The sequence below is a fragment of the Pseudoalteromonas atlantica genome, assembly GCF_043641955.1.
Lineage (GTDB): Bacteria > Pseudomonadota > Gammaproteobacteria > Enterobacterales > Alteromonadaceae > Pseudoalteromonas > Pseudoalteromonas atlantica_A.
The window spans coordinates 489,634-514,241 of the sequence record NZ_JBHZRV010000002.1 but is presented as its reverse complement, the minus strand read 5'-3'; the positions used below and the strand labels follow the sequence as shown (position 1 = coordinate 514,241).

Genomic DNA, 24,608 nt, shown 5'->3' with positions numbered 1-24,608 from the left:
AACACACTCTCCTCAAGGCGATTTTAATTTATGAAGTATTTGCTTTATGCGGGGTTAAGTACCTTAGCGAGTCTTACTTTTGAGCTACCAGCAGCAGAGCCTTTACCGGCGATAAGCGCTACCAAAGCTGACAAAACACTGCTTACCGATATAGAATATAATGGTGATAAATTAGTAGCAGTTGGTAAGCACGGTACCATTATTACCAGTACAGATGCCAAAACTTGGCAACAAGCATCTGTGCCAACTCAAGTTTTACTGACAGCTGTTAATTTTGTTGACTCGCAACATGGTTGGGCTTGTGGTCATGATGCCACAATAATAAATACCACAGATGGTGGTTTGCAGTGGCAATTACAGTTAGTTAAAGAGTCACTCGATAAACCGTGTTTAGATATATTATTTGCAGATAAACTAAACGGTTTTGCTGTTGGTGCCTATGGCATGTTTTATGAAACCACTGATGGTGGGTTAAGTTGGAATAAACGTTTTTTAGACAGCTTATTATTTGAAGGTGATCGTGATTACTTAAACGATTTAAAAGAAACAGATCCTGAGGGATATGAAATTGAAACCTCATCCATTTTGCCTCATTTTAATCGCATCGTAGCGGCGGATAACAAACTGATGCTGGTTGGTGAAATGGGACTGTTGGCTCAAAGCACCGATAACGGAAAAACTTGGCAACGTAATGATGAAATTTATCCTGGGTCATTTTTTGCTTACGCACAAAACAGCGAAGGTGAAGAGTTAGTTGCGGGTTTGCGCGGGAATATTTTCTCACGAGATCAGCATACTCAATGGCAGCATATTCCTAATACTAAAACAGCAACAGTGAACAGTATTTTAGATGTGGGTGAACAAGGTTGGTTATTACTAGCTAATAGTGGTGTTATTTTTCACTATAAAAATAACAACCTACGAGTTGAGCAACTACCAAATGGTAAATCAATATTAGATGCCGTTATCTTTAAAGATCAACTTATTATGGCATCTGAAGATGGGATTAAAGTGAAGGGGATTACTCCGTAATGCAGGGGATATTAGATTTCTTAGAAAAATCGGTGTTTCGTCATCGATTAATAATGCTGATCAGTTTTGTGCTGTTAACATGCATACTTGCCTTCAAAGCAACTCACATTCAACTAGATGCTTCTTTTAATAAAAACATACCATTGAACCATGACTACATGAAAGTGTACTTGAAACATGAAAAGCAATTTGGTGGTGCAAATAGCATTTTGATTTCTGTTTGTGATGATAGTGGCAACATATTTAACCCTGACTTTTTCACACAGTTGAAAGCGGTCCACGATCAGCTTTATTTTATCCCGGGCGTTAACCGTCCTCTAGTAAACTCAATATTCTCTCCTAGTGCCCGTTTTGTCGAAGTTGTTGAAGATGGTTTTGCTGGAGGCCCCATTATTCCAGCAAACTTTAAAGCAGATGAACAAGGCTTGGCTGTTGTTAAGCAAAATATTGAGAAGGCGAAAGTTGTTGGTCGAATGATTGCGTCTGATTATTCGTGCGCCATGGTAAGTGCGCAACTGCTAGAAACAGATCCACAAACGCAAGAGAAACTCGATACATTAGCATTTGCACAAAAGCTTGAATCTCAAATCCGTGAGCCTTTAAGTACTGAAAACGTCAGTATTCATATCATCGGGTTTGCTAAAATGGCAGGTGATATTGCTGAAGGTGCTAAAGGGGTTGTACTGTTTTTTGCAATCGCTATTGCCTTTACTTTCATCATGGTTTGGTTATTTTGTGGCAGCCTTAAACTGACCGTATTACCTATTGCTTGCTCGATTATTGCGGTTGTTTGGCAGTTAGGGTTATTGTCGAGTCTTGGTTTTGGTCTGGACCCAATGTCAATTCTGGTGCCGTTTTTAGTCTTTGCTATTGGTGTAAGCCATGGTGTGCAAATGATTAACGCAATTGGCAAAAAAGTGGCACAAGGTAAAGCAACACGCATTTGTTGTCAGTCGAGCTTTAGAGCACTGCTTGTTCCTGGTGGTATTGCATTACTTTCAGATACAGTCGGCTTTTTAACCTTGTTGACGATTGATATCGGTATCATCCGAGAGCTTGCGATTACTGCTAGCTTAGGTGTCGCTGTCATCATTTTTACAAACTTAATTCTACTTCCTGTGTGGGCGTCATATATGCGCTTTGAAAACACAGTGCATATTCAATCAGGTAACACGGATAAACCTAATACGTTAGATAAACTACGTGAATTACTGGTAAAAGCAACGGATCCTAAAATTGCAAAAATCATCATAGCACTAACTTTGGTACTTTTTGCATTAGGTTACTGGCAAGCAGATAAAATGCGAATTGGCGATTTACATGCTGGTGCACCTTCATTACACCAAGATGCCCGCTATAACCAAGATACTTTTTTAATATCGGACAAATACACAATTTCTTCGGATATTTTAAAGGTGTTGGTTGAAGCTTACCCTGCTGCATGTACAGACCATGATGTGATGGAACGTATTAGTCGCTTTCAATATAAGGTTGAAAATTTAGCAGGCGTGCAATCTGCGGTTAGTTTAAGTTCTGTTGCACAATCTGTAAATGCAGGCTATAACGAGGGCAATTTGAAGTGGCAAACATTACCGCGGAATACGGCAAGTTTAGTACAAGCAAGCGCACGAGTTGAAACTAGCACTGGCTTGCTAAATGGAGACTGTTCGGTAATGCCTGTGATTTTATTTCTAGATGATCATAAAGCTGAAACCATCGATAATGTTATTAGTAGTGTGAAGGCGTTTGCTGCGCAAGAGCAGACCGATAAACTACAATTTAGATTAGCGTCTGGCCCAGTGGGCGTTATGGCGGCAACTAATGAATCAGTGGCCGCTGCGCAACTACCTATGATGATTTATGTGTATGGTGCTGTAATTATTTTATGCCTGATTAGTTTCAAGAGTGTAAAAGCGACTATTGCAGTTGTATTACCATTGTACATTGTATCAACGCTAGCACAGGCTTTAATGGTTCAGTTACAAATAGGCTTAACCGTTTCGACATTACCAGTAATTGCTTTAGGTGTGGGTATAGGTGTTGATTATGGAATTTATATTTTGTCATCGATGATGGGACAACTTAAGCAAGGTGTTTCTTTACCAATAGCTTACCGTAATGCATTGATAGAAAGGGGCAGTGCAGTATTGTTCACTGGTATAACCTTAGCGATTGGTGTAAGTACATGGATTTTCTCTGATCTTAAGTTCCAAGTAGATATGGGTATTCTTCTCACCTTTATGTTCTTGGTGAATATGCTCGGTGCTGTGCTGTTATTACCAGCGATAGGCAGTCTGCTCTGGACCGACCAGAAAAAATAATGTGAATACTTTTGCTCCTAAATGGCCGTTATCGGCCATTTATATCTATAATTTGTGAATAGATGACCAAATAGCTGAAATGCTTAAAATGTTTTCATCGAAAGGGCTGTTTATTAGCTGTAAAAGGGTTAGAATTTACCTGACTCCACACAATTAAATTGCTGTACACATATTCTATCCAGTAAGGATAGTAATAGATTAAGGAACATACAATGACACGAAATGAAGGGCAAGCCTCGGTTATCTTAGATAATGTCTGCAAGCTGATCCAGAAAAAAGTTCACGCTGATAATGTGTTACTCGTTGAGAAATTCGCCAAAGCCTTGTACAGCAATATGTCTAAAGAGGATTTGGCAAATCGCAATGATAGTGACTTATATGGCGCTGCACTAAGCCTATGGAATTCGCTAGAAAAAAATACCTCTGATGATGCGGTTATCCGTGTTTTCAACCCTGAAGTAGCTAAAGATGGTTGGCAGTCATCTCATACAATCGTTGAAATCATTGCTAAAGACATGCCGTTTTTAGTTGATTCTGTTCGTATGGCTATGAGCCGTGCAAATATTGCATCTCACTTACTTCTGCATTCTCCATTAAAAGTTAAACGCAATAATGAAGGTCAAATATCTGCAATCTCAAACCTCAAAGCAGAACAAGAATCAACTTCTACTAAAACTGTTTTCTTTATTGAGATTGACCGTCAAACAGACTCTGGCGTAATTAATTCGTTTAAACAAGAACTAGAATCGGTTTTAATTGATGTCTCTACCGCTGTTGAAGATTGGCAACCAATACGCGAGAAACTAATTGCAGTTAGCAAAGAGTTGCCGAACAGAAAACCCCATACTGATAAAATAGAAGTTGCAGAAGCAGTTGAGTTTTTAGATTGGCTAGTATCAGATAACTTTACGCTAATGGGCTATCGCCAGTATGACTTACAACCTGTTCAAGGCGACTACCAGTTAAAAGGTAAAATGGAGACAAGCCTAGGCTTGATGAAAAATGTAACAGACGATCACACTCGTTTATTGTCTGAGTTACCTGAAGTTGCTCGCCAAGAAGCCCGTAGCAGTAATTTATTAATATTAACTAAAACGAACTCACTTTCTCGTGTTCACCGCCCAGCTTATATTGATTACGTGGGTGTAAAGCGTTTTGACGACGAAGGTAATGTAATAGGTGAAGACCGTTTTATCGGTTTATTCTCGTCTAGTTTTTACAACAACAGTGCTGCAGATGTACCCGTTTTAAAAAGTAAAATAAATCGCATTATGGAAATGTGTGATTTTGCTAAAGGCACACATGCTTACAAAGCAGTATTGAATATTTTAGAAACTTACCCGCGTGATGAGCTAGTACAAGCACGCGAGAACGAACTGCTTGAAGTTGCAATGGGCGTTTTACAAGTACAAGAGCGTGATATGTGTCGCCTGTTTGTTCGTAAAGATGCCTATGGTCGCTTTTTCTCGTGCATGGTTTATGTGCCTCGTGAGCGATACAACACCGCACTTCGCCGTGAAACGCAAACTATCTTAGCTAATGCATTTAATTCTGATGAAAAAGTTGAATTTACTACTTTCTTTTCAGAGTCTACCTTAGCTCGTACTCATTACACTGTGCGTGTAAATAACAACGATATCGAATACAAAGTGAAAGACATAGAAAATAATTTAATTGAAGCAGCCCGCACATGGGAAGACAAACTCCAATCTGCGCTACTTGAGTCTGCAGGTGAGTCACGTGGTAATGACCTTAACCGTAAATACAGTAATTCATTTGCCCGTTCATACAAAGATGAAGTATTACCAAGTGCAGCGGTTGTTGATATTGAAAAGCTTGAGATGCTCAATGACGAAAACAAGCTTGAAATGTTGTTTTACCGTCCACAAGAAGAAGCCAATACAAATATTGTACGCCTAAGCTTATTCCATAAAGACGAGCCAATCCACTTATCAGATGTTATGCCAATGCTTGAAAACTTTGGCTTGCGCGTTATAGGTGAAACTCCTTATTCGGTAAAAACTAATGATGGTCGCATCAATTGGATAATGGACTTTTCAATGTTGCTTGATAATCAAGGTGTCGCTGACTTTGATAAAGTATCCGCGCGTTTTCGTGCTGCATTGACAAATGTATGGGGCAACCGACTTGAGAACGATGGTTTTAACCGTCTAGTTCTTATGGGTGGGTTAACAGGCCGTGAAGCATCGATTTTACGTGCTTATGCTAAATATATGCGCCAAATTGGTGTTACTTTCTCGCAAACTTATATTGAAAGCACCTTTGCGAACTATCCTCATATTGCAACGCAGATCGTTAATTTGTTTGCTAAAAAATTCTCGATTAAAAGCCCTGCAAGTAGCAAGACACTTGATAAATTAATCTCACAAATTTACCTAGAACTTGAAAACGTTGCTAATTTGGATGATGACCGTATCATTCGTTTATACGTTGACATGATAATTGCAACGCTTCGTACTAACTATTTCCAAAAAGATGATGCAGGCACGTTTAAGTCTTACGTATCATTTAAAGTACAACCAAGCTTAATTCCAGATATGCCACTACCATTACCGGCATTTGAAATATTTGTTTACTCGCCGCGCGTAGAAGGTGTTCATTTACGTGGTGGTAAAGTAGCGCGTGGTGGTTTACGTTGGTCTGACCGTCGTGAAGACTTCCGCACAGAAGTACTGGGTTTAGTTAAAGCACAACAAGTTAAAAATACAGTTATTGTCCCAGTTGGTTCAAAAGGTGGTTTTGTTTGTAAACAGCTACCAAGTGACCGCGATGCGTTCTTTAAAGAAGGACAAGAGTGTTACAAAATTTTCATTCGTGGTTTATTAGATATTACGGATAACATTATTCAAGGTGAGATTGTTCCTCCTAAAGATGTTACTCGTCACGATGAAGATGATGCCTACCTTGTTGTAGCTGCTGATAAAGGAACCGCGACCTTCTCAGATATCGCTAATGGCATTGCCAATGAGTATAATTTCTGGCTAGGTGATGCGTTTGCATCAGGTGGTTCAGTAGGTTATGACCATAAGAAAATGGGTATTACCGCAAAAGGCGCATGGGAGTCAGTTAAACGTCACTTCCGTGAAATGGATATAGATTGTCAATCAACCGACTTCACTGTGGTTGCTGTAGGTGATATGGCGGGTGATGTATTTGGTAATGGTATGCTTTTATCAAAGCATATTCGTTTACAAGTAGCGTTTAACCATATGCATATCTTTGTTGACCCTACACCAGATTCAGCAACTTCCTACCCAGAGCGTGAGCGTTTATTTAATTTACCACGCTCATCATGGGAAGATTATAACAAAGACTTAATTTCTGCTGGTGGCGGTATTTTCTCTCGTGCAGCTAAATCAATTAGCTTAAGCCCTGAAATGAAGAAAATGCTTGGTACTAAAAAAGCGAGCATGACACCAAATGAATTGATCAAAGCATCACTAATGATGGAGTTTGATTTACTTTGGAATGGTGGTATCGGTACATACATTAAGAGTAGCGATGAAAGCGACGCTGATGTAGGTGACCGTGCAAATGATGCATTACGCATCAATGGTGCTGATTTAGGCGCTAAAGTATTGGGTGAAGGTGGTAATTTAGGTGCTACGCAATTAGGTCGTATCGAGTTTGCTGCTAAAGGGGGTCGTGTAAATACTGACTTTATTGATAACGTAGGTGGCGTTGCGTGTTCTGATAACGAAGTAAATATCAAGATTCTACTAAATGGCTTAGTAACTGCGGGCGATTTGACGCGCAAACAACGTGATGAATTATTATACTCAATGACTGATGAGGTATCTGAATTAGTTCTAGATGACTGTTATCGCCAAACGCATACACTCTCTATTACTCAGTCTAAGGGTTCTTCAACACTGAAAGAAAAAGTACGCTTTATTCATGCTCTTGAAAAAGAAGGCAAGCTTAATCGTGCTATCGAATTTATTCCAACAGACGAAGAGCTGGCAGAGCGTGCTGCTGCGGGTAAAGATTTGACGCGTCCTGAGCTTTCAGTATTAGTGTCTTATTCAAAAATGGTTCTTAAGGAATCATTAGTATGTGAAGAGATCACTGACAACCCTTACTACCGTCAATTGTTAGTTAACTCATTCCCGGTTCCATTACGTGAGAAGTTTAACGATGCGATGGATAATCACCCACTGCGTAAAGAAATTATTGCCACTAAATTAGCGAATAACATTGTTAATGATATGGGCTTGAACTTTATGATCCGTATGCAAGAAGAAACAGGTGCAAATGAAGCAGAAGTTGCACTTTGTTACTCAGTTGCAAACGAAGTGTTTGAGATGGACGAAACGTGGGAATCAATAGTAGCGCTTGATAACAAGATCCCAGCTGCAGTTCAAACAGAAATGTTGTACCAACTTCGTCGTACTGTTCGTCGTGCAACGCGTTGGTTCTTACGTCATCGTAATAAGTCACAGAACATTGAACAAACAATTGCGTTCTTCGCGCCTACATTTAGTGACCTAAGTGCTAATTTAAATAGCTATATGGTTGAGAAAGAAGGCGAGCGTTTAGTTAAAGCGGCAGATAAGCTAATTGAAAGCGGAGCGCCGGCTGATTTGGCTAAACGTATTGTTGCTCTTTCAAGTCTATTCTCAGTAATGGACTTAGCTGAAGTGGCTAATAATTCTGGGCGTAGTATCGATATGGTATCTAACACATACTTTAAGCTTGGGGCTCGCATGGGTCTTCATTGGTTCCTTGACCAAATTACCAATCAACCAGTTGCAAATCATTGGCAAGCGCTTGCAAGGGCTTCTTATCGCGAAGAGCTTGATTGGCAACAACGTACGTTATCGGAAGTTGTGCTGAACTGCTTTGAAGGTGATGATAAAAATGTTGATAGTCAAATTGACCAATGGATGGATAGCCAAGAATTACTACTTCAACGTTGGAAGCAAATGCTTGCAGAGTTTAAAACATCTCAAAGTCATGACTTTGCTAAGTTCTCTGTGGCTTTACGTGAGTTGATGCTACTTAGCCATAACTGTGATACGTCAGCAAAATAACCCTTTTTACACGCTTAGTAGTTTCTAACGTGAAAATAATAAGTTAATAGCTTACAATACCCCAGCCTAGTCTGGGGTATTTTTTTATATAGAGGATTTTTTAATGTTTTATGATCTTGCTCGCCGTTTTATGTTCACCCGTGATGCGGAATGGGCCCATGAATTTGCATTACATAATTTGCGTCGCTTTTCAAACACACCATTTAGTGCAGCATGGTCACAATCAGTGGCAGATCACCCTGTAGAGTTCTTAGGTTTAAAATTTAAAAATCCAGTTGGCTTAGCAGCAGGTCTAGATAAAAATGCTGAGTGTATAGACGCCTTTGCGCAAATGGGCTTTGGCTTTATTGAGGTGGGCACGGTTACACCTAGACCACAAGCAGGTAATGATAAGCCTCGTATATTTCGCTTACCAGAATCGAATGCGATTATTAACCGTATGGGCTTTAACAACAAAGGTGTAGATAACCTAGTTAATAATGTAAAAGCAGCAAAGTATGATGGAATTTTGGGGATCAATATTGGTAAGAATAAAGATACCCCAAATGAGCAAGGTAAAGACGATTACATTCATTGTATGCGCAAGGTGTTTGAACATGCATCTTACATAACAGTTAATATCTCATCTCCAAATACGCCTGGGCTTCGTGATTTGCAATACGGCGAAGCATTAGATGACCTTTTACAAAGTCTTAAAAACGAACAGCTAGATCTAATTGCTAAACATAACAAGCAAGTTCCCATGCTGGTTAAAATTGCACCAGATTTGGATGAAGTTCAAATCGGCCAAGTGAGTGAATCTTTAATTAACAATAATATTGATGGGGTTCTCGCAACAAACACTACGTTAGAGCGAGGTGCTGTACAAGGCCAGCAATATGCTGATGAAGCGGGCGGGTTATCAGGACTCCCTGTACGAGAGCGTTCAACTCATGTTGTTAAAGAGCTCAAACGCCTCACACAAGGTAAATTACCTATTATTGGTGTAGGTGGCATTGATGATGCAGCTAGCGCCAAAGAAAAATTGAATAATGGTGCAGATTTAGTTCAAGTCTATACTGGTTTTATATATAAAGGACCACAATTGGTAAAAACGATCCTTTCAGGCTTATAAGGATCAGTTATGTAAGCTTTTGATCGTTCGATAAATGTTCTAATAGAATTTGTATTAAATGGTCAAAAGCGGCTATAATTATTAGCCAAAGTATAAAAGGAGTCATTAGGAGCACATGTTACAAGCATCAAAACAATGGAAATGGATAGCTTGTCCTAAACGAAATCGTTTGTTGGTTGATCTAAACCAAGAGATGCAATTGTGCACGCCTTATAAACTTCGTCAATTAACAGATTCTGTCTTACAACATGTTGAATTTAGCCTCGAAGACGCAGCTTTTTATCAGCAAGTTTATCAATACCTTGATTCTTTTAGTCTGTGGCAACCTGCAGAAATTTGTCAAATAGCGTTAAATGCAACTGCGGCAAAATACCATTTAAAACCAGTACTAGCCAAAAGTTGGTTTTTTAATATCTACGCAGGTAATGAGCCCAGTGTAGAGGCGATAATTAAATTACATTCCCGCCAACAGTGTGGTGAATTTTTAATTATTGATCATAATAAAGATGCCTCTTTGTGTATTAGCTTATCGGAGCACTTTCAATTAGATGAAAACCTTAGTTTGAATCAATTTGAGGTGATCAAGGTGCTGAACAATCGGGTACATCCTATTTATACACAAGCCCAAAGCAGTATAACTGCTTAAGTAAATTTTACTCCTTCATCCCATAATCACGTGTTTGTCTGCCAACCTATGTTATAATCCCGCGCAATTAGCTACTAAGGGTTTTTACTTTGCAATTTATCGCGCTTACTTCTATCGGAATCGAAAATTTATTGGTTGATGAACTTACTGAGATTGGGGCAACAGTTACCAAACAAACAGTGGGTTCTGTGCGTTTTGACGCGGATACAACACTAGCACAAAAAGTGTGTTTAATGAGTCGCTTTGCTACTCGTGTCATGATGTTGATTGAAGAAAAAGAAGGCGTGAACGACAAAGATAGCCTTTACAAATTTGCCCGTTTTCAACCATGGCAAGAATGGTTCGGTCCAACTCAAACCTTTGCTGTTGATTTTAACGGTACTAATGACTCATTAAAAAACACGCAGTTCTCAGGTCTTGTGATCAAAGATGCGATTGTTGATTATTTTAATGATTTATATGAACAACGTCCTAATGTTGATAAGCAAGATGCTAACGTACGTGTAGTTGCGCGTTTATCTCGCCAGGGCGTTGCCATGTATATAGATTACTCAGGCCCTCGTTTGTCTGAACGCGGTTACCGTGAAGGACAAGGTAAAGCACCTATTAAAGAGCATTTAGCCGCGGCACTTATTAAGCGCAGTGGTTGGCTTGAGAACGTACAACAACCTTTATTTGACCCATGTTGTGGTGCAGGCACCATTTTAATTGAAGCGGCTGGTATGGCACGTAATGAAGCGCCTGGCTTATTTCGTGAAGGGTTCGCTTTTGAAAGGTTACCAAGTTTTCGTGTTGCTAAATTCAACGCATTAAGAGAAGAACTTATTGGTCAAATAACAGATCCGAAATTGTGGCTAATTGGTCACGATTACGACGGACAAGTGTTAAGCAAAGCAGTCGATAACGCAAAGCGTGCAGAACTCGGTGATACTATTAAATTTAAGCAAAGCGATGCCACAAAGCTGACATCCGTTGCGAAACTGCCAGGTGTCGTGATTTCGAACTTACCTTATGGTGAACGTATAGGCTCAATGGCAGAGCTAGTTGATTTACATCGTAGTTTAGGTACGGGCTTTAAAAAGCACTTTAATAATTGGAAGCTTGCGCTTTTGGGCATGGATGAAAGCCTATTTAAGCTGTTAAAGCTCGTGAAGCTTAAACGCTATAAATTTAAAAACGGCCCGCTTGACGTGGTATTAAATTTATATCAGTTAGATGACAAGCAAGTAAGCCAAACAACAGAAGATAAGCCAGCTTTAAATTTTGAAGGTTCAATGTCTTTTGCAAACCGTGTTAAAAAGAACAAGCAAGGTTTAAAAAATTGGCTCAAGCAAAATGATGTGCAAGCTTATCGAGTTTATGATGCCGATATCCCAGAATATAACGTGGCTGTTGACGTATATGGTGACTCAGCGGTTATCTTTGAGTATGCCGCACCAAAAGAAATAGATGATGCTACAGCGCATAAGCGCCTTCAAGATGTAATCACGTTAACTGCTCAACAGCTTAATATTGCACCTGAAAATATCGCCGTAAAAGTACGTAAAAAGCAAAAAGGGGAAGAGCAATACACCCCAATGGCTAAGCAAAACCGCACGCAAGTGATTGAAGAGTTTGGCGCTAAATTTAAAGTGAATTTGTTTGATTACTTAGATACAGGCTTATTTTTAGATCACCGCCTAGCACGTCGCTATATTCAACAAAACGCTAAAGATAAACGCTTTTTAAATTTATTTGCCTATACTGGCACAGCATCCGTGCATGCAGCCCTTGGTGGCGCAAAAGCAATTACTACAGTTGATTTATCTAAAACCTACTTAAAGTGGGGGCAGGATAATTTTGAGCTGAACAATATTAGTAATACGCGCTACCGTTTTGAGCAAGCAGATTGTTTAAAATGGTTAGAATATGCAACAAGTCAATATGATTTGATATTTTTAGATCCGCCAACTTTTTCAAACTCAAAACGCATGAAAGACGCGTTTGATGTGCAACGTGACCATATTAAATTATTAACGTGGGTTAAAAAGATTTTAAGTCCTTCTGGTACGCTTATCTTTTCTAACAACAAACGTGGTTTTACGATGGATGAAGTTGGTTTAATTGGCCTTGGCTTAAAAGCGGTTAATATATCTGAAAAAACATTATCACCAGATTTCAAACGTAATAAACAAATCCATAATAGTTGGTTAATAACCCATGGTTAATTGGACGCTCTACCATACCGATGGCTGTCACTTGTGCGAAGAAGCGCTTGAACTTATTGAGCCACTGACAACCGATTCAGTTTTATTGCAACGTGTTGACATCATGAGTAGTGAACAGCTTATTGCTGAATTCCAACTAACAATCCCCGTTTTAAAAAGCGAATACGGTCAACAGTTAAATTGGCCGTTTACTGCGCTACAAGTGCAGCAGTGTTTTACGCAATCAGAATAAGAGTAAAGAGACAACATGGATTTAATTAGAATTTCAAAAGCGCAGTTAGCTTATGGTACACACCCACTATTAGACGACGCAGATGCAGTCATCGAAACAGGTGAGCGAGTGTGTATCGTTGGTCGAAATGGCGCGGGTAAATCAACACTTTTAAAGGTACTTGATGGTCAGGTTATTTTAGATGATGGCGAAATTAACCAGCTTGGTGGCATCAAGATTTCTCGTTTAGAACAAGATCCGCCAAAAGGTGCTAGTGGCACTGTTTTCGATTATGTTGCTCAAGGTATGCCTGATATTGCAAACTTACTGATTGATTACCACCATGTGAGCACACAACTGCAAACTGATTGCACTGATAAACTACTCAATCAACTTGAGCGTTTATCAAATCAGTTAGAAGCGGCGGATGGTTGGCGTTTTGATAGCCGAATTCAGCTGGTTCTAACTCGTCTAGAGCTTTCACCTGAAGCAAAACTTGAATCACTTTCAGGCGGTTGGTTACGCAAAGTGGCATTAGCCCGTGCACTTGTTAGTGAGCCTGATCTTCTTTTACTTGATGAGCCTACCAACCACTTAGACATGGACAGTGTCATGTGGTTAGAGCAATTTTTAAAAGAGTTTAAAGGCGGTATTGTTTTCATTTCTCATGACCGTGCATTTATTCGTGCTGTTGCGACACGCATTTTAGATTTAGACCGTGGTAAGTTGATTTCTTACCCAGGTGATTACGCGACTTACCTTGAGCAAAAAGCACATGATCTAAAGGTCGAAGAAACACAAAATGCCCTTTTTGATAAGCGCTTAGCAGAAGAAGAAGCGTGGATCCGTCAAGGTGTTAAAGCACGTCGTACACGTAATGAAGGTCGAGTACGTGAACTCAAACAACTTCGCGTAGAGCGTAAGCAGCGTGTTGAGCAGGTAGGCAAGACTGATTTTAACATCGAAACTGCTGACAGATCAGGCAAGCTTGTATTTGAAGCCAAGCATATTCATCATGCCTTTAAAGACAAAGTGATTGCTGATGACTTTTCTACATTAGTAATGCGTGGCGATAGAATTGGACTGGTTGGTCCAAATGGTATTGGTAAAACCACATTGTTAAAATTATTGTTTGGTGATTTAGCAGCAGATAGTGGTGATATTAAACAAGGTGTAAACTTAGAGTTTGCCTATTTTGATCAATATCGTCAAAAACTTGATGAAGAAGCAACCGTGCAAGATAACGTTGCCGAAGGTAAGCAAGAAGTTATGATGGGTGGGCGTTCACGTCACGTGCTTGGCTATCTACAAGACTTTTTATTTCCACCTGCACGTGCTCGTACACCCGTGAAAGCATTGTCAGGTGGTGAAAAAAATCGCTTGTTACTTGCTAAGTTATTCTTAAAACCATCAAACATTCTAGTACTAGATGAGCCGACCAATGATTTGGATATCGAAACGCTTGAATTATTAGAAGATATTATTAATCAATATCAGGGGACAGTGCTAATTGTAAGCCATGACCGTGAGTTTATTGATAATACATGTACGAGTGTTTGGGCATTTGAAGGTAATGGTAAAATTACCGATATAGTAGGGGGTTATAGTGATTATGAAGCTTATATACGCTACCTTGCTGATGAACAAAAAAAACAAACTGCGGCCCCAATCAAAGCAGATGATAAACAAGTAGCAAAAACACAAATTAAAACAGAGAGTAAAGCTAATAAACTCTCTTACAAATTAAAACTTGAATTAGAACAATTACCCAGTAAGCTTGAGCAAATTGAAAAAGCAATTGAAGATCAGCAAGTACTTGTAAACGACGCTGATTTTTTTAAACAAGATGCAGCAATCACTTCACAAGCATTGAACCATTTAGCGCAACTAGAGTCAGACCTTGAAGCTGCGTTAGAGCGCTGGGAAGAATTAGAAGATTTAAAGAATCAGTAGTAAGGACTAAAATGAAATATAAATTACTCGCTGCTAGTATATTAGCAACGATGAGCACAACAGCAGTAAGTGCTACCTATAAGTTGACCGAGCTGGGTTCATTTGACGAAGCTAAACATACTTATGTGACTGACGTTAGTGAAAGTGGTCATGTAATTGGACTTGCAAATGGTTTATACAACCTTCCAATTGATATCAGTTATATAGATTTCACAGATAGTATCATTACAGATGCCTATAAGGTGGCTGAAGCTAATTTTGAGCTTATTGATAAAGAAATTACATTCACTTTAGATGACATCGAAAACAACAATGCAGCTGCTACAAACCCTGATGCGCATGCATTCATGCATTCGCTGTTGAGAAGCGATAGAGCAAATAATAACAGTCAATACCAAAATGTCGGCAATTTAGCAGCACTTAGATACCCTGGTAATCAACAACCAGCTCAGGAACAAACATTTTTTGACATTGCTTCAGTTGATTATGATGGTGTAACTCGCTCTGTAAATGCATTTTATAATGCCATTGCTGAAGACGGTACATCAGTTGGTTGGGGCAGTGCACCTTATGAGAAACTTCAATTTACACCTGATGGTGAAACAGAAGAAGAAACTCATTTTGTTCGTGACTTTATAAATCGCGCAGCAATTATATCTGACTCTGGCGTTGTATTTGAAATACCGCCTGAATTTGATGAGTTTGGTGGCATCAGTGCAGCTAATGATATTGTTAAAACGGATGACGGATACGTTGTTGTTGGACAAACTTCAGTTGGCATTCCAAGTGATAGACAAGAAGACATTGATGATGATTGTGATGGATTAGATTTACCGATTAGTGTTTGTATTGAAAACTTATTTCGCAATTCATCCACGCGCCTTTTTGACCTTCGCGCTGTTAAATGGACGCTAGACACAAGCTTTAACATTACGAGTACTGAGCAATTAGGTTTTGGTGTTACACCAGAAGATGATGAAAATTTTGCTTTTGTAAGTAATGCATTAGCCGTAAATAGTAATGGTATTGCCGTTGGCACATCAGATATCCGTGATAATAGCCGCTCTAGCACAATTAGGTCGCTTCCTGTGTACTATAAAGACGGTAAAGTTGAAGAAATAGTGGATCAAGATGATGATTGGTTTGATGGTAAATCAACGGCAATTAACGATAATAATGTAGTCACTGGTTATGCGCTTAGACCAATTGAAGGGGCTAATCGCTACAAGTTTTTCTATCACGATATAGCAACAGGTTCTACTGTTTTCCCAACCGATTTCTTTGGCAGCTCAAGTTCATACGCAAATGATATTAATGATAATGGTATTATTGTTGGTGAAGGTGAGACAGACGTATTTAATGTTGGTTCTCGTCGTCGTGAAGCGTTCATGTACCAAATCGGCGATGATAAGATTACAAACATCAATGATTTACTCCCATGTTACGAAAGCGACGGTGAAACGCGTTACAAGTACCTCATGTCTGAAGCCAAAGCGATTAACAACGACAATGAAATATTTGGTGTTGCAACTAAGACGGTTGAAAAGACAGATAGCTTAGGTGGAGTCGTTACTGATATAAATGGTAATATTGAATATGAAAGTGCTGTTGTTGCTGTAAAGCTAACCCCAACTGAAGGTGAAATTGACAAATGTTCAGACGAAGAGACTGAAACATATGAACGTCAATCTGCCAGCTTCCCATGGTACAGCTTGTTGTTGTTACCCCTTGTTGGTTTACGACGCGTATTTCGTTAGTTATTAAAAATTAAAGTAAAAGGCACGCTTGTAAGCGTGCCTTTTTTATTTGTATTGAACAATATAGCAGTTTAACGGCTAAGCTCACCACGAAGGTTGTCTTGCATAAGATGGCGAATAGTTTCCACTTCAAGACTTTGACTTAACAAATAATGTAACTTGGTTAGGCAGGCTTCAAGTGTCATATCATAACCACTAATGACGCCACTGTTTAACAGCGCATTGCCTGTTGCATATCCACCCATGTTTACATGGCCTTTTAAACACTGTGTAAGGTTAATAATGACAATGCCTCGCTTACTCGCGGACGATAAGATTTCTAAAAACACAGGGTCTTGAGGAGCATTACCCACCCCAAAGCTTAATAAAACTAGTGCCTTAATGTTGTCGTTAACCAGACTCTTGACCACCGCGTGGCTAATTCCTGGGTATAAATAAAGAACACCGATAGGTTGGGGTGTGATATTAGTAACTTGTAGCTCGTTTTCAACATAAGGGCTAAGCTGTCCTTTCAATAATTGAATATTGATTCCTGAGAGAGCTAGAGGGTCTAGGTTTGGTGATGCAAATGCATCAAATCCATCTGCATGTGCTTTTGTTGCTCTATTACCCCTGAATAACTGGTTATTAAAGAATAAACTCACTTCTGCAATTGGGTAGTTTGCAGCAAGATACATCGCATTCAATAAGTTTACTTGGCCGTCAGAACGCAATTGCGATAAAGGGATTTGTGATCCCGTTACTATTACCGGCTTGGTAAGATTTTCAAACATAAAAGAAAGAGCTGACGCTGTGTAAGCCATTGTATCAGTGCCGTGAAGGACAACAAAGCCATCGTAATCGTGGTATTTACTCTTAATATCATCTGCGATTAGTTGCCAATGGGCAGGTGACATATCTGACGAATCGATGAGTGGAGAGTATTCGTGAATATCAAATAGTGGCATTTCATCACGGTTAAATTCTGCGTTGTTGGCCACTGTTTGTGTTAAAAAACCTTCCGCAGGAATATAGCCGCGACTTGATTTTTTCATACCGATTGTACCACCAGTATATGCGATGTATATGCGTTTGCGTTTCATAAAAAAGCCCAGTAAAAAAACTGGGCTTAGTATAACCTGTGAGGTTAAAGAAAACAGGTGTAGTTAGTTAAATTACTTGATCACATCGCACACGATACAACGAGAATAAATATTCTGTGGATCATTGTAATCTTTTAGATTATTTACCTCAGTGCTAAATTGGTTGATTAGTGAGTTAACGCCTACCTTGTCACCAATAACACTACCCGTAGTATTACCGATAAACGATTTAACCATCGCACTGCCAAAAATATCCTGTAGCATTTGCTCTTGAGGAGATAAGCTTTGCTTAATTGTTTTTACTTCATAAAAATCAAGCTTAGCTAATGCGGCAGCGGCATCAATTGCATCTTGCTTGTTACCCAGTTTATCTACTAAACCAAGTTCAAGCGCTTGTGAGGCTATCCAGACACGACCTTGTGCTATTTTGTCTACTTGCTCTGGTGTCATATCACGCGCATCAGCTACAACATCTAAAAAGCGTCTGTACGCATCTTCAACACTCAGTTGAATCACTTGCGCCATTTTTTCATTTAGAGGGCGAGTGATCGATAAACCAGCCATTTCAGTGGTTGCAATTCCGTCAGAGTAAACACCCAGTTTTGCCATGGTGTTTTCGAAAGTCATAAAACTACCAAATACCCCAATGGAACCTGTGATTGTGCTCGGGGCTGCCCATATTTCATTAGCAGCAGATGCAATCCAATAACCACCAGATGCTGCAACAGAACTCATAGAAGCAATTACAGGTTTACCTGCAGCTTTTATAGCTAGGACTTCGGCACGAATTACTTCTGAGGCAAACATACTACCGCCTCCTGAATCAATACGTAATACAACCGCTTTTACTTTGTCATCCAAACGAGCTTTGCGTAACAATGCTGCAGTTGAATCACCACCAATTTCTCCAGCACGTCGCTCACCATCAACAATAGTACCTCTTGCCACGACCACTGCAACTTTCTCAGTAATTGGGTTATCAAATTGCACAGGTGGCTTCACAAGAGATAGGTAATCGTAAAAAGAGACTTGGTTAAAAGTTTTACCTGTTTCTTCCGTTCCAACCAAATCAATCAGCTGCTGTCTTATTTGTTGGTTAGACTTAAGTGAATCGACCCATTGATTTTCTAACGAGTATTTACCAGAATCACCATTAACGGCTTGCATTTTAACTAACAATTCATCCATTGTTTCATCAAAGTTTGATTCGTCAAATGGGCGAACAGCAGCTACATCTTGTTTATATTCTTGCCATAGTGCACCTAACCATACTCTGTTTGCTTCTTTCGCTGCATCAGACATGTCATTACGAATGAAAGGTTCAACTGCTGACTTGAATGTACCTACTCTAAAAATATGTTGCGTGACGGCAAGTTTTTCAAGCGCATCTTTAAAGTACAACGGAAACATTCCATAACCTTCAATAGAAACACCGCCATATGGGTGCATTGTTACTTCGTCAGCATGGGCTGCAAGGTAGTATTGCGCTTGTGTATAATAATAGCCAGTCGATATTACTTTTTTGCCTGTGGCTTTAAAACGCTCTATTGCTTGTGTAATTTGTTTGAGCTTATTTAAATGCGCATTGGGCATTTTTTGAAGATCGAGCAAGATTATGCTGATACGATCATCATTGGCAGCTTCATCAATAACAGTGATAATATCGTCAAGCAATATTTCAGCTGGGACTTCATTGCCCATCGTTGCATCATTGATGGCCGCTTCAACAGGATCTACGTAGGTTTTTTCCTCAACAATTGGTCCGTTAAGATTAAGCCTAAGCACAGATTTGTCAGCCACAGTTATTTCATCTTCGTCACTTGTTATAGAAACAAAAAATAAAATTACTAGCAGCACGAATAAAAAGTTTAGAACTAAGCGGCGAGAGAAATTTAACCCTGCCCAAAGACCTTTAAATATCTTTGCTATCAAAATAAATCCTTAATTTGGTACACCTTATTACTCATCCTATAGTAGCTTAGAACGAAAATAAACTTAACTGTTAAATCGTAACTAAGTGTTTATATTTAAATAAATCCTCACCTTAACTGGCTTATTTTAGGTTTTTGTTATTCACTTATTGCTTAATGCTTGTCAATCCAGCAGAATTAGCTAATGTTAGAGGTTAGACCAGTTGGATGGGGCATAAAATGTTAGAACAACAATTACAATTAAAACACACACATTTACGTAACCGCTTAGTAATGGGATCAATGCACACCGGGCTTGAGGAGGGCTGGCATAATAGAAAGCGCTTAAAAGCATTTTATCAAGCGCGCGCTAAAGGCGGCACCGGTATGATTATTACAGGAGGTTACAGCCCAAATATACGTGGTAAGCTAACGCCTATCTCGTCATCGTTTAATAATTTTTATGATGTGATAAAACACCGAGCATACACAGATGTTGTGCATGAAAATGGCGGCAAAATTTGTTTACAATTGTTGCATGCTGGTCGTTATGCCTATCATCCTTTTAATCAAGCTCCGAGCGCTATTCAAGCACCTATAAATCCTTACAAACCCAAGTCAATGTCAATTGGCTCGATTAAAAAGACAATTAAGGATTTTGCCCATTCAGCAAAACTTGCGCAAAAAGCCGGTTATGATGGCGTTGAAATCATGGGCTCTGAAGGTTACCTTATCAATGAATTTATGGCTGATCACACCAATAAACGTAATGATCAGTACGGTGGTAGCTTAGAGAATCGAATGCGTTTGGCGATTGAAATTGTTGAAGCTGTTCGTGCTAATGTAAGTGACAGCTTTATCATTATCTTTAGATTGTCTGTGATGGACTTAATTCCAAACGGCTCTACGCCCGATGAAGTAACAATTCAAGCCAAAGCCCTTGAAAAAGCGGGGGTAGATATATTCAATACGGGGATAGGTTGGCACGAAGCGAGAGTACCAACGATTGCAAGCATGGTTCCACCCGGTGCGTTTAAAGAAGCGTCAAAACGATTAAAAGACGTGGTATCAGTTCCTGTAATCGCTGTAAACCGAATCAATACACCGCAAATTGCCAACGATATTTTAAAGGCTGGTGAAGCGGATCTCATTTCAATGGCTCGTCCTTTACTCGCTGACCCTGAATTATTTAATAAATATCAAGCAGAGCAAAGTAAACATATCAATGTTTGTATTGGCTGTAACCAAGGATGTTTAGACCATGTGTTTAAAGGTAAACGTGCTACTTGCTTGGTAAATCCACAAGCCGGTTTTGAATTAGACTATCCTTTAGAACAAGCAGAAAAAGCTAAAACTGTATTAGTTGTTGGTGCGGGCCCTGCAGGGCTTTCTGCCAGTTGTTACTTAGCACAAAAAGGCCACAACGTTACCCTAATTGATAAAAAGCAAGATATGGGTGGGCAATTTAATCTGGCAATGCGCATACCCGGCAAAGAAGACTTTAACTACACACTCACTTACTTTATCAACGAACTTGCTAGGTTAAATGTAAAAATAGAACTCGGAAAAGACTACGCTGATTCAATGCTTGATAGTTACGATGATGTTGTATTTGCTACGGGTGTTAGACCAAGAGAGGCGTCCTTCAAGTGTGAAGATGGAAAACGTGTATTTGCTTATGATGAAGTTATAAGAGGTGAAGTTGAGCTTGGCAACTCAATTGCAATTTTAGGTGCAGGTGGTATTGGTTTTGATATGGTGGCATTTTTAAGTGAAAGCCCCAAGCAAAGCATCAATGACTTTAAATCACAGTGGGGAATTGAGTGTGATGCTGCGCCCCATAAAGATAGCCGTCAGCTTTATATGCTTAAGCGAAGTGCTGGGCGTTTTGGCAGTGATTTAGGCAAAACGACGGGCTGGATCCACCGTCAAGTGGCAAAACAACATGGTGTAAAGCAAATTGCAGGTTGTGAATATGTTAAGTTTGATAATCAAGGCCTAACAATCAATGTGGCTGGAGAGGAGCAAGTTTTACCTGTTGATACGGTAATTGCGTGTATTGGCCAAGTTTCAAACAATGAAGCAGTCAATGCTTTAGAGGAAAACCCTAAAGTACATGTCATAGGGGGCGCAAAATTAGCCGCAGCTATAGATGCTAAACGTGCTATTTTTGAGGCCCTGCAAGTAGCCCGTAAAATTTAAGTGAAATAAGTTCCTAGCATAAGCGGTCTTGTAATTTAGAACAGCAAAATTACAGGACTGCTATGATTTCATCCCTTTGTAATACCTATTCTCTCGTTATAAAACGTCTATCAATCGCTGATGGCATTCCTGCGCTTATCTTTAGATTAATACTTGCCCCAGTTATGATCATTGCAGGGTATAGCAAGCTTAATATCAGCCAAGATATGACGAATTTTTCTGAATTTTTCTTAGCATCTAGCGATGTTGTAAATTGGTTTGGTAATGAAGAGTGGGGTTTAGGATTGCCTTTTCCTGATGTACTTGCCTTTTTAGCGGGCTGGACAGAGTTTATAGGTGGTTGGTTATTACTTATTGGGTTATTAACAAGACTTGTGACAATTCCGCTTATGTTTACCATGGTAGTGGCCGCTACCACGGTGCATTGGAGTAATGGGTGGTTTGCAATTGCACCTATAGACCCCAGTACCAGTTCAGCCAAAGTACTCGATTGGTTAGCCATACCTGGTGCAAATGCAAGCCTAGAAAATTCAGTTGAGGCCAAAGTACGTATTGATAAAATACATGAATTGGTAGAAAACCATGGATACCCAGATTACTTATACGAAAGAGGCAAACCGGTCATTTTAAACAATGGCATTGAATTTTCAGTGATATATTTTGCGATGCTACTCAGTTTACTTTTCAGTGGAGGCGGGCGTTTAGTGAGTACAGATTACTGGTTAAAAAAGAGCATAAAGGTAAAATAAATCTTGTTATTAAAAGAACGGGCGGGATTAAATCATTTCACATGCTCTTATAACAGAGCTGCAATTTTAAGAGCATGTGAGTTTAATAAAAATATTATGTGTTAAGTATTACTCAACACCGATAAAACCACCCGTCTGATGCGCCCAAAGTGCAGCATAAATACCGTTTTGAGATAATAATTCTTGATGGCTACCTTGCTCAACAATTCCGCCTTCATCTAAAACAATTAGTCTGTCCATTTGTGCAATCGTTGAGAGTCTATGAGCAATGGCGATAACTGTTTTCCCCGTCATTAAATCATCTAAACTTGCCTGTATTGCCGCTTCAACTTCTGAGTCAAGTGCGCTCGTGGCTTCATCTAAAATTAGTATAGGGGCATTTTTTAATAATACACGCGCAATTGCAATGCGTTGACGTTGTCCACCCGAGAGTTTTACACCTCGCTCGCCAACTTGTGCGGCAAAGCCTTTGTTACCTTTACTGTCTTCTAAATCTTCAATAAACTCGAGCGCTTTGGCTTGCTTTGTTACGTTGAGCATTTCTTCATCGGTTGCATCTGGCCGACCATAAAGAATGTTTTCTTTAACAGAGCGATGTAATAACGAGGTGTCTTGCGTAACCATAGCTATATGTTGGCGTAAGCTCTCTTGCGTCACATTGGAGATATCTTGTCCATCGATATGAATAGTACCTTTATCAACATCATAAAACCGTAGTAAAAGATTAACCAGAGTTGATTTACCCGCACCAGAACGACCAACCAAACCTATTTTTTCACCCGGTTTAATCGTCAAATTTAGACCATTGATTACAGGGCCTCGGTTAGTTTCATTCGCGGCTTTACCATAATTAAAATGGACATCCGTAAAACTAATTTGTCCTTCATTGATTGAAAGCGTTTCTGCACTGGGCTTGTCATCAACATCAATAGGCGTTGAGAGTGTTTTCATGCCGTCACTGACAGTGCCAATATTTTCAAAAAGGCTACTAATTTCCCACATGATCCACTGTGCCATACCGTTTAAACGTAAAGATAAACTGACTGCGATTGCAATTGCGCCAGCGCTAATTGCACTTAAAGACCACAAGTACAATGAAAGCGCAGCTACACTAAATACTAATAGGTAATTAAGGCTATTGATGCATAGGTTTAAACTGGTGACTAATCGCATCTGCTTATATACAGGCTGTAAGAATACATCCATGCTTTCTTTCGCGTAGTGCTCTTCGCGCTGGGTATATGAGAAGAGCTTAATAGTTGAAATGTTTGTGTAACTGTCGACTATTCTGCCTGTCATATCTGAGCGAGCATCAGCTTGAGAGCTGGCAATGCGTTTTAACTTAGGAACAAAGTACATCTGAATAGCGCTATAAAGTGCAAGCCAGGTAAGTAGTGGGATCATCAAACGCCAGTCAGCTTCAGCTACTAAAAATACCATTGCACCAAAATAAACCACTATGTACATTAACACATCTAGTAGTTTCATTACTGACTCTCGAACAGCAAGAGAAGTTTGCATTACTTTGGTTGCTATGCGTCCAGCGAACTCATTTTGATAAAAACTAACACTTTGGCGAAGTAGGTATCGATGAGCAAGCCAGCGTATCGACATCGGATAATTCCCCAAAAGCGCTTGGTGTAATATAGCTGAATGAAAAAACACCACTAAAGGTAGAACTACTAATAGCACCAAAGCCATTTTTATGAGTTCAGACTTTTGTTCAGTAAACAATGTTTGCGGGGTATAGATAGCTAGCCAATCAACAAGTTGGCCCATATAGCTAAATAATGAAACTTCTAAAATAGCGAGCATTGCAGCACTTATGGACATGAAGAAAAGGGATATCTCCATACCTTTAGTGTAATGTCTGCAAAATGCAAATAAGCTGGCAGGAGGTTGAGTCGGTTTATGATCTGGAAACGGCTTGGTCATCCGCTCAAATAATCGATACATTTTAATATCTTAAATAGCAAAAATTACCGCTACTATAGCACTGTGGCTAATTAATTAAAGGGACTCTACCATGGGATTTTTCCGACAAGTATATCTTTAAACATAACCCAGTCACCCAATAAACTATACAAGGGGTGTTTAAATGTAGCAGGTCGGTTTTTTTCAAAGAAAAGGTGGCCAATCCACGCAAAGCCATAACCAATGACAGGGATGAACCAGAGTAAATAAAACTGCTCGCTTAAAATTGAATAACCAAGTAAACACACAACAAGCACACTGCCAATAAAATGGAGTCGCCTACATAATTTATTTGTATGTTCAGATAAGTAATAAGGATAAAACTCTTTGAATGAAGTAAAGGAAGTGAGTCTATTTTTGTTATTCATGTTTATTCCTTAATTTACTAAAACAACA

Annotated in this window: 15 protein-coding genes; 11 read left to right on the top strand and 4 right to left on the bottom strand. The window is 39.4% G+C overall.

Going from position 1 to position 24,608, the window contains the following annotated elements; all coding sequences use genetic code 11:
• Window positions 1-30 precede the first annotated feature (30 nt).
• From ACHUE3_RS05800 to ACHUE3_RS05760, 9 genes are all read left to right on the top strand, one after another.
• The gene (locus ACHUE3_RS05800) at window positions 31-1,032 is read left to right on the top strand and encodes a WD40/YVTN/BNR-like repeat-containing protein (protein WP_394191079.1); all 1,002 of its coding nucleotides are present in this window, start codon (window positions 31-33) and stop codon (window positions 1,030-1,032) included.
• Window positions 1,032-3,353, top strand: a complete 2,322-nt coding sequence (locus ACHUE3_RS05795) for an efflux RND transporter permease subunit (protein WP_394191077.1) — start codon at window positions 1,032-1,034, stop codon at window positions 3,351-3,353. The genes ACHUE3_RS05800 and ACHUE3_RS05795 overlap by 1 nt, the downstream gene beginning before the upstream one ends.
• A gap of 212 nt (window positions 3,354-3,565) precedes the next feature.
• Window positions 3,566-8,407, top strand: a complete 4,842-nt coding sequence (locus ACHUE3_RS05790) for an NAD-glutamate dehydrogenase (protein ID WP_394191075.1) — start codon at window positions 3,566-3,568, stop codon at window positions 8,405-8,407.
• A gap of 103 nt (window positions 8,408-8,510) precedes the next feature.
• The gene (gene pyrD, locus ACHUE3_RS05785; protein ID WP_394191073.1) at window positions 8,511-9,521 is read left to right on the top strand and encodes a quinone-dependent dihydroorotate dehydrogenase; all 1,011 of its coding nucleotides are present in this window, start codon (window positions 8,511-8,513) and stop codon (window positions 9,519-9,521) included.
• Between the two features lie 115 nt (window positions 9,522-9,636).
• Window positions 9,637-10,167, top strand: a complete 531-nt coding sequence (locus tag ACHUE3_RS05780) for a cell division protein ZapC domain-containing protein (RefSeq protein ID WP_394191071.1) — start codon at window positions 9,637-9,639, stop codon at window positions 10,165-10,167.
• Window positions 10,168-10,256: 89 nt separating this feature from the next.
• Complete coding sequence (rlmKL, locus tag ACHUE3_RS05775) at window positions 10,257-12,374, top strand: bifunctional 23S rRNA (guanine(2069)-N(7))-methyltransferase RlmK/23S rRNA (guanine(2445)-N(2))-methyltransferase RlmL (RefSeq protein ID WP_394191069.1); 2,118 nt, start codon at window positions 10,257-10,259, stop codon at window positions 12,372-12,374.
• Window positions 12,367-12,606, top strand: a complete 240-nt coding sequence (locus ACHUE3_RS05770) for a glutaredoxin family protein (protein ID WP_394191067.1) — start codon at window positions 12,367-12,369, stop codon at window positions 12,604-12,606. Before rlmKL ends, ACHUE3_RS05770 begins: the two co-directional genes overlap by 8 nt.
• Window positions 12,607-12,621: 15 nt before the next feature.
• Window positions 12,622-14,538 (top strand): ATP-binding cassette ATPase Uup, encoded by a 1,917-nt coding sequence (gene uup / locus ACHUE3_RS05765; protein WP_394191065.1) that lies wholly within the window; start codon window positions 12,622-12,624, stop codon window positions 14,536-14,538.
• Window positions 14,539-14,549: 11 nt separating this feature from the next.
• Window positions 14,550-16,295 carry a DUF3466 family protein gene (locus ACHUE3_RS05760; protein WP_394191063.1) on the top strand — a complete coding sequence of 582 codons (1,746 nt, stop codon included), beginning with the start codon at window positions 14,550-14,552 and terminating at the stop codon, window positions 16,293-16,295.
• Between the two features lie 71 nt (window positions 16,296-16,366).
• Here ACHUE3_RS05760 and ansA read toward each other — a convergent pair whose 3' ends face one another.
• Together ansA and sppA are read right to left on the bottom strand one after the other, a co-directional pair.
• Window positions 16,367-17,377 carry an asparaginase gene (ansA, locus tag ACHUE3_RS05755; RefSeq protein WP_394191061.1) on the bottom strand — a complete coding sequence of 337 codons (1,011 nt, stop codon included), beginning with the start codon at window positions 17,375-17,377 and terminating at the stop codon, window positions 16,367-16,369.
• Window positions 17,378-17,449: 72 nt separating this feature from the next.
• Window positions 17,450-19,309, bottom strand: a complete 1,860-nt coding sequence (gene sppA, locus ACHUE3_RS05750) for a signal peptide peptidase SppA (RefSeq protein ID WP_394191059.1) — start codon at window positions 19,307-19,309, stop codon at window positions 17,450-17,452.
• 218 nt (window positions 19,310-19,527) lie between these two features.
• Between sppA and ACHUE3_RS05745 the strand changes: the two genes are divergently transcribed.
• Both ACHUE3_RS05745 and ACHUE3_RS05740 read left to right on the top strand, forming a co-directional pair.
• Complete coding sequence (locus ACHUE3_RS05745) at window positions 19,528-21,489, top strand: oxidoreductase (protein WP_394191057.1); 1,962 nt, start codon at window positions 19,528-19,530, stop codon at window positions 21,487-21,489.
• Between the two features lie 62 nt (window positions 21,490-21,551).
• Window positions 21,552-22,238, top strand: coding sequence for an HvfX family Cu-binding RiPP maturation protein (locus ACHUE3_RS05740; RefSeq protein WP_394191055.1), 687 nt, complete (start codon window positions 21,552-21,554; stop codon window positions 22,236-22,238).
• Window positions 22,239-22,346: 108 nt separating this feature from the next.
• On the opposite strand, the gene ACHUE3_RS05735 is transcribed toward ACHUE3_RS05740, so the two are convergent.
• Together ACHUE3_RS05735 and ACHUE3_RS05730 are read right to left on the bottom strand one after the other, a co-directional pair.
• Window positions 22,347-24,194 carry an ABC transporter ATP-binding protein gene (locus ACHUE3_RS05735; RefSeq protein WP_394191053.1) on the bottom strand — a complete coding sequence of 616 codons (1,848 nt, stop codon included), beginning with the start codon at window positions 24,192-24,194 and terminating at the stop codon, window positions 22,347-22,349.
• 65 nt (window positions 24,195-24,259) lie between these two features.
• Window positions 24,260-24,580 carry an Mpo1-like protein gene (locus ACHUE3_RS05730; RefSeq protein ID WP_394191051.1) on the bottom strand — a complete coding sequence of 107 codons (321 nt, stop codon included), beginning with the start codon at window positions 24,578-24,580 and terminating at the stop codon, window positions 24,260-24,262.
• Window positions 24,581-24,608: the final 28 nt, after the last annotated feature.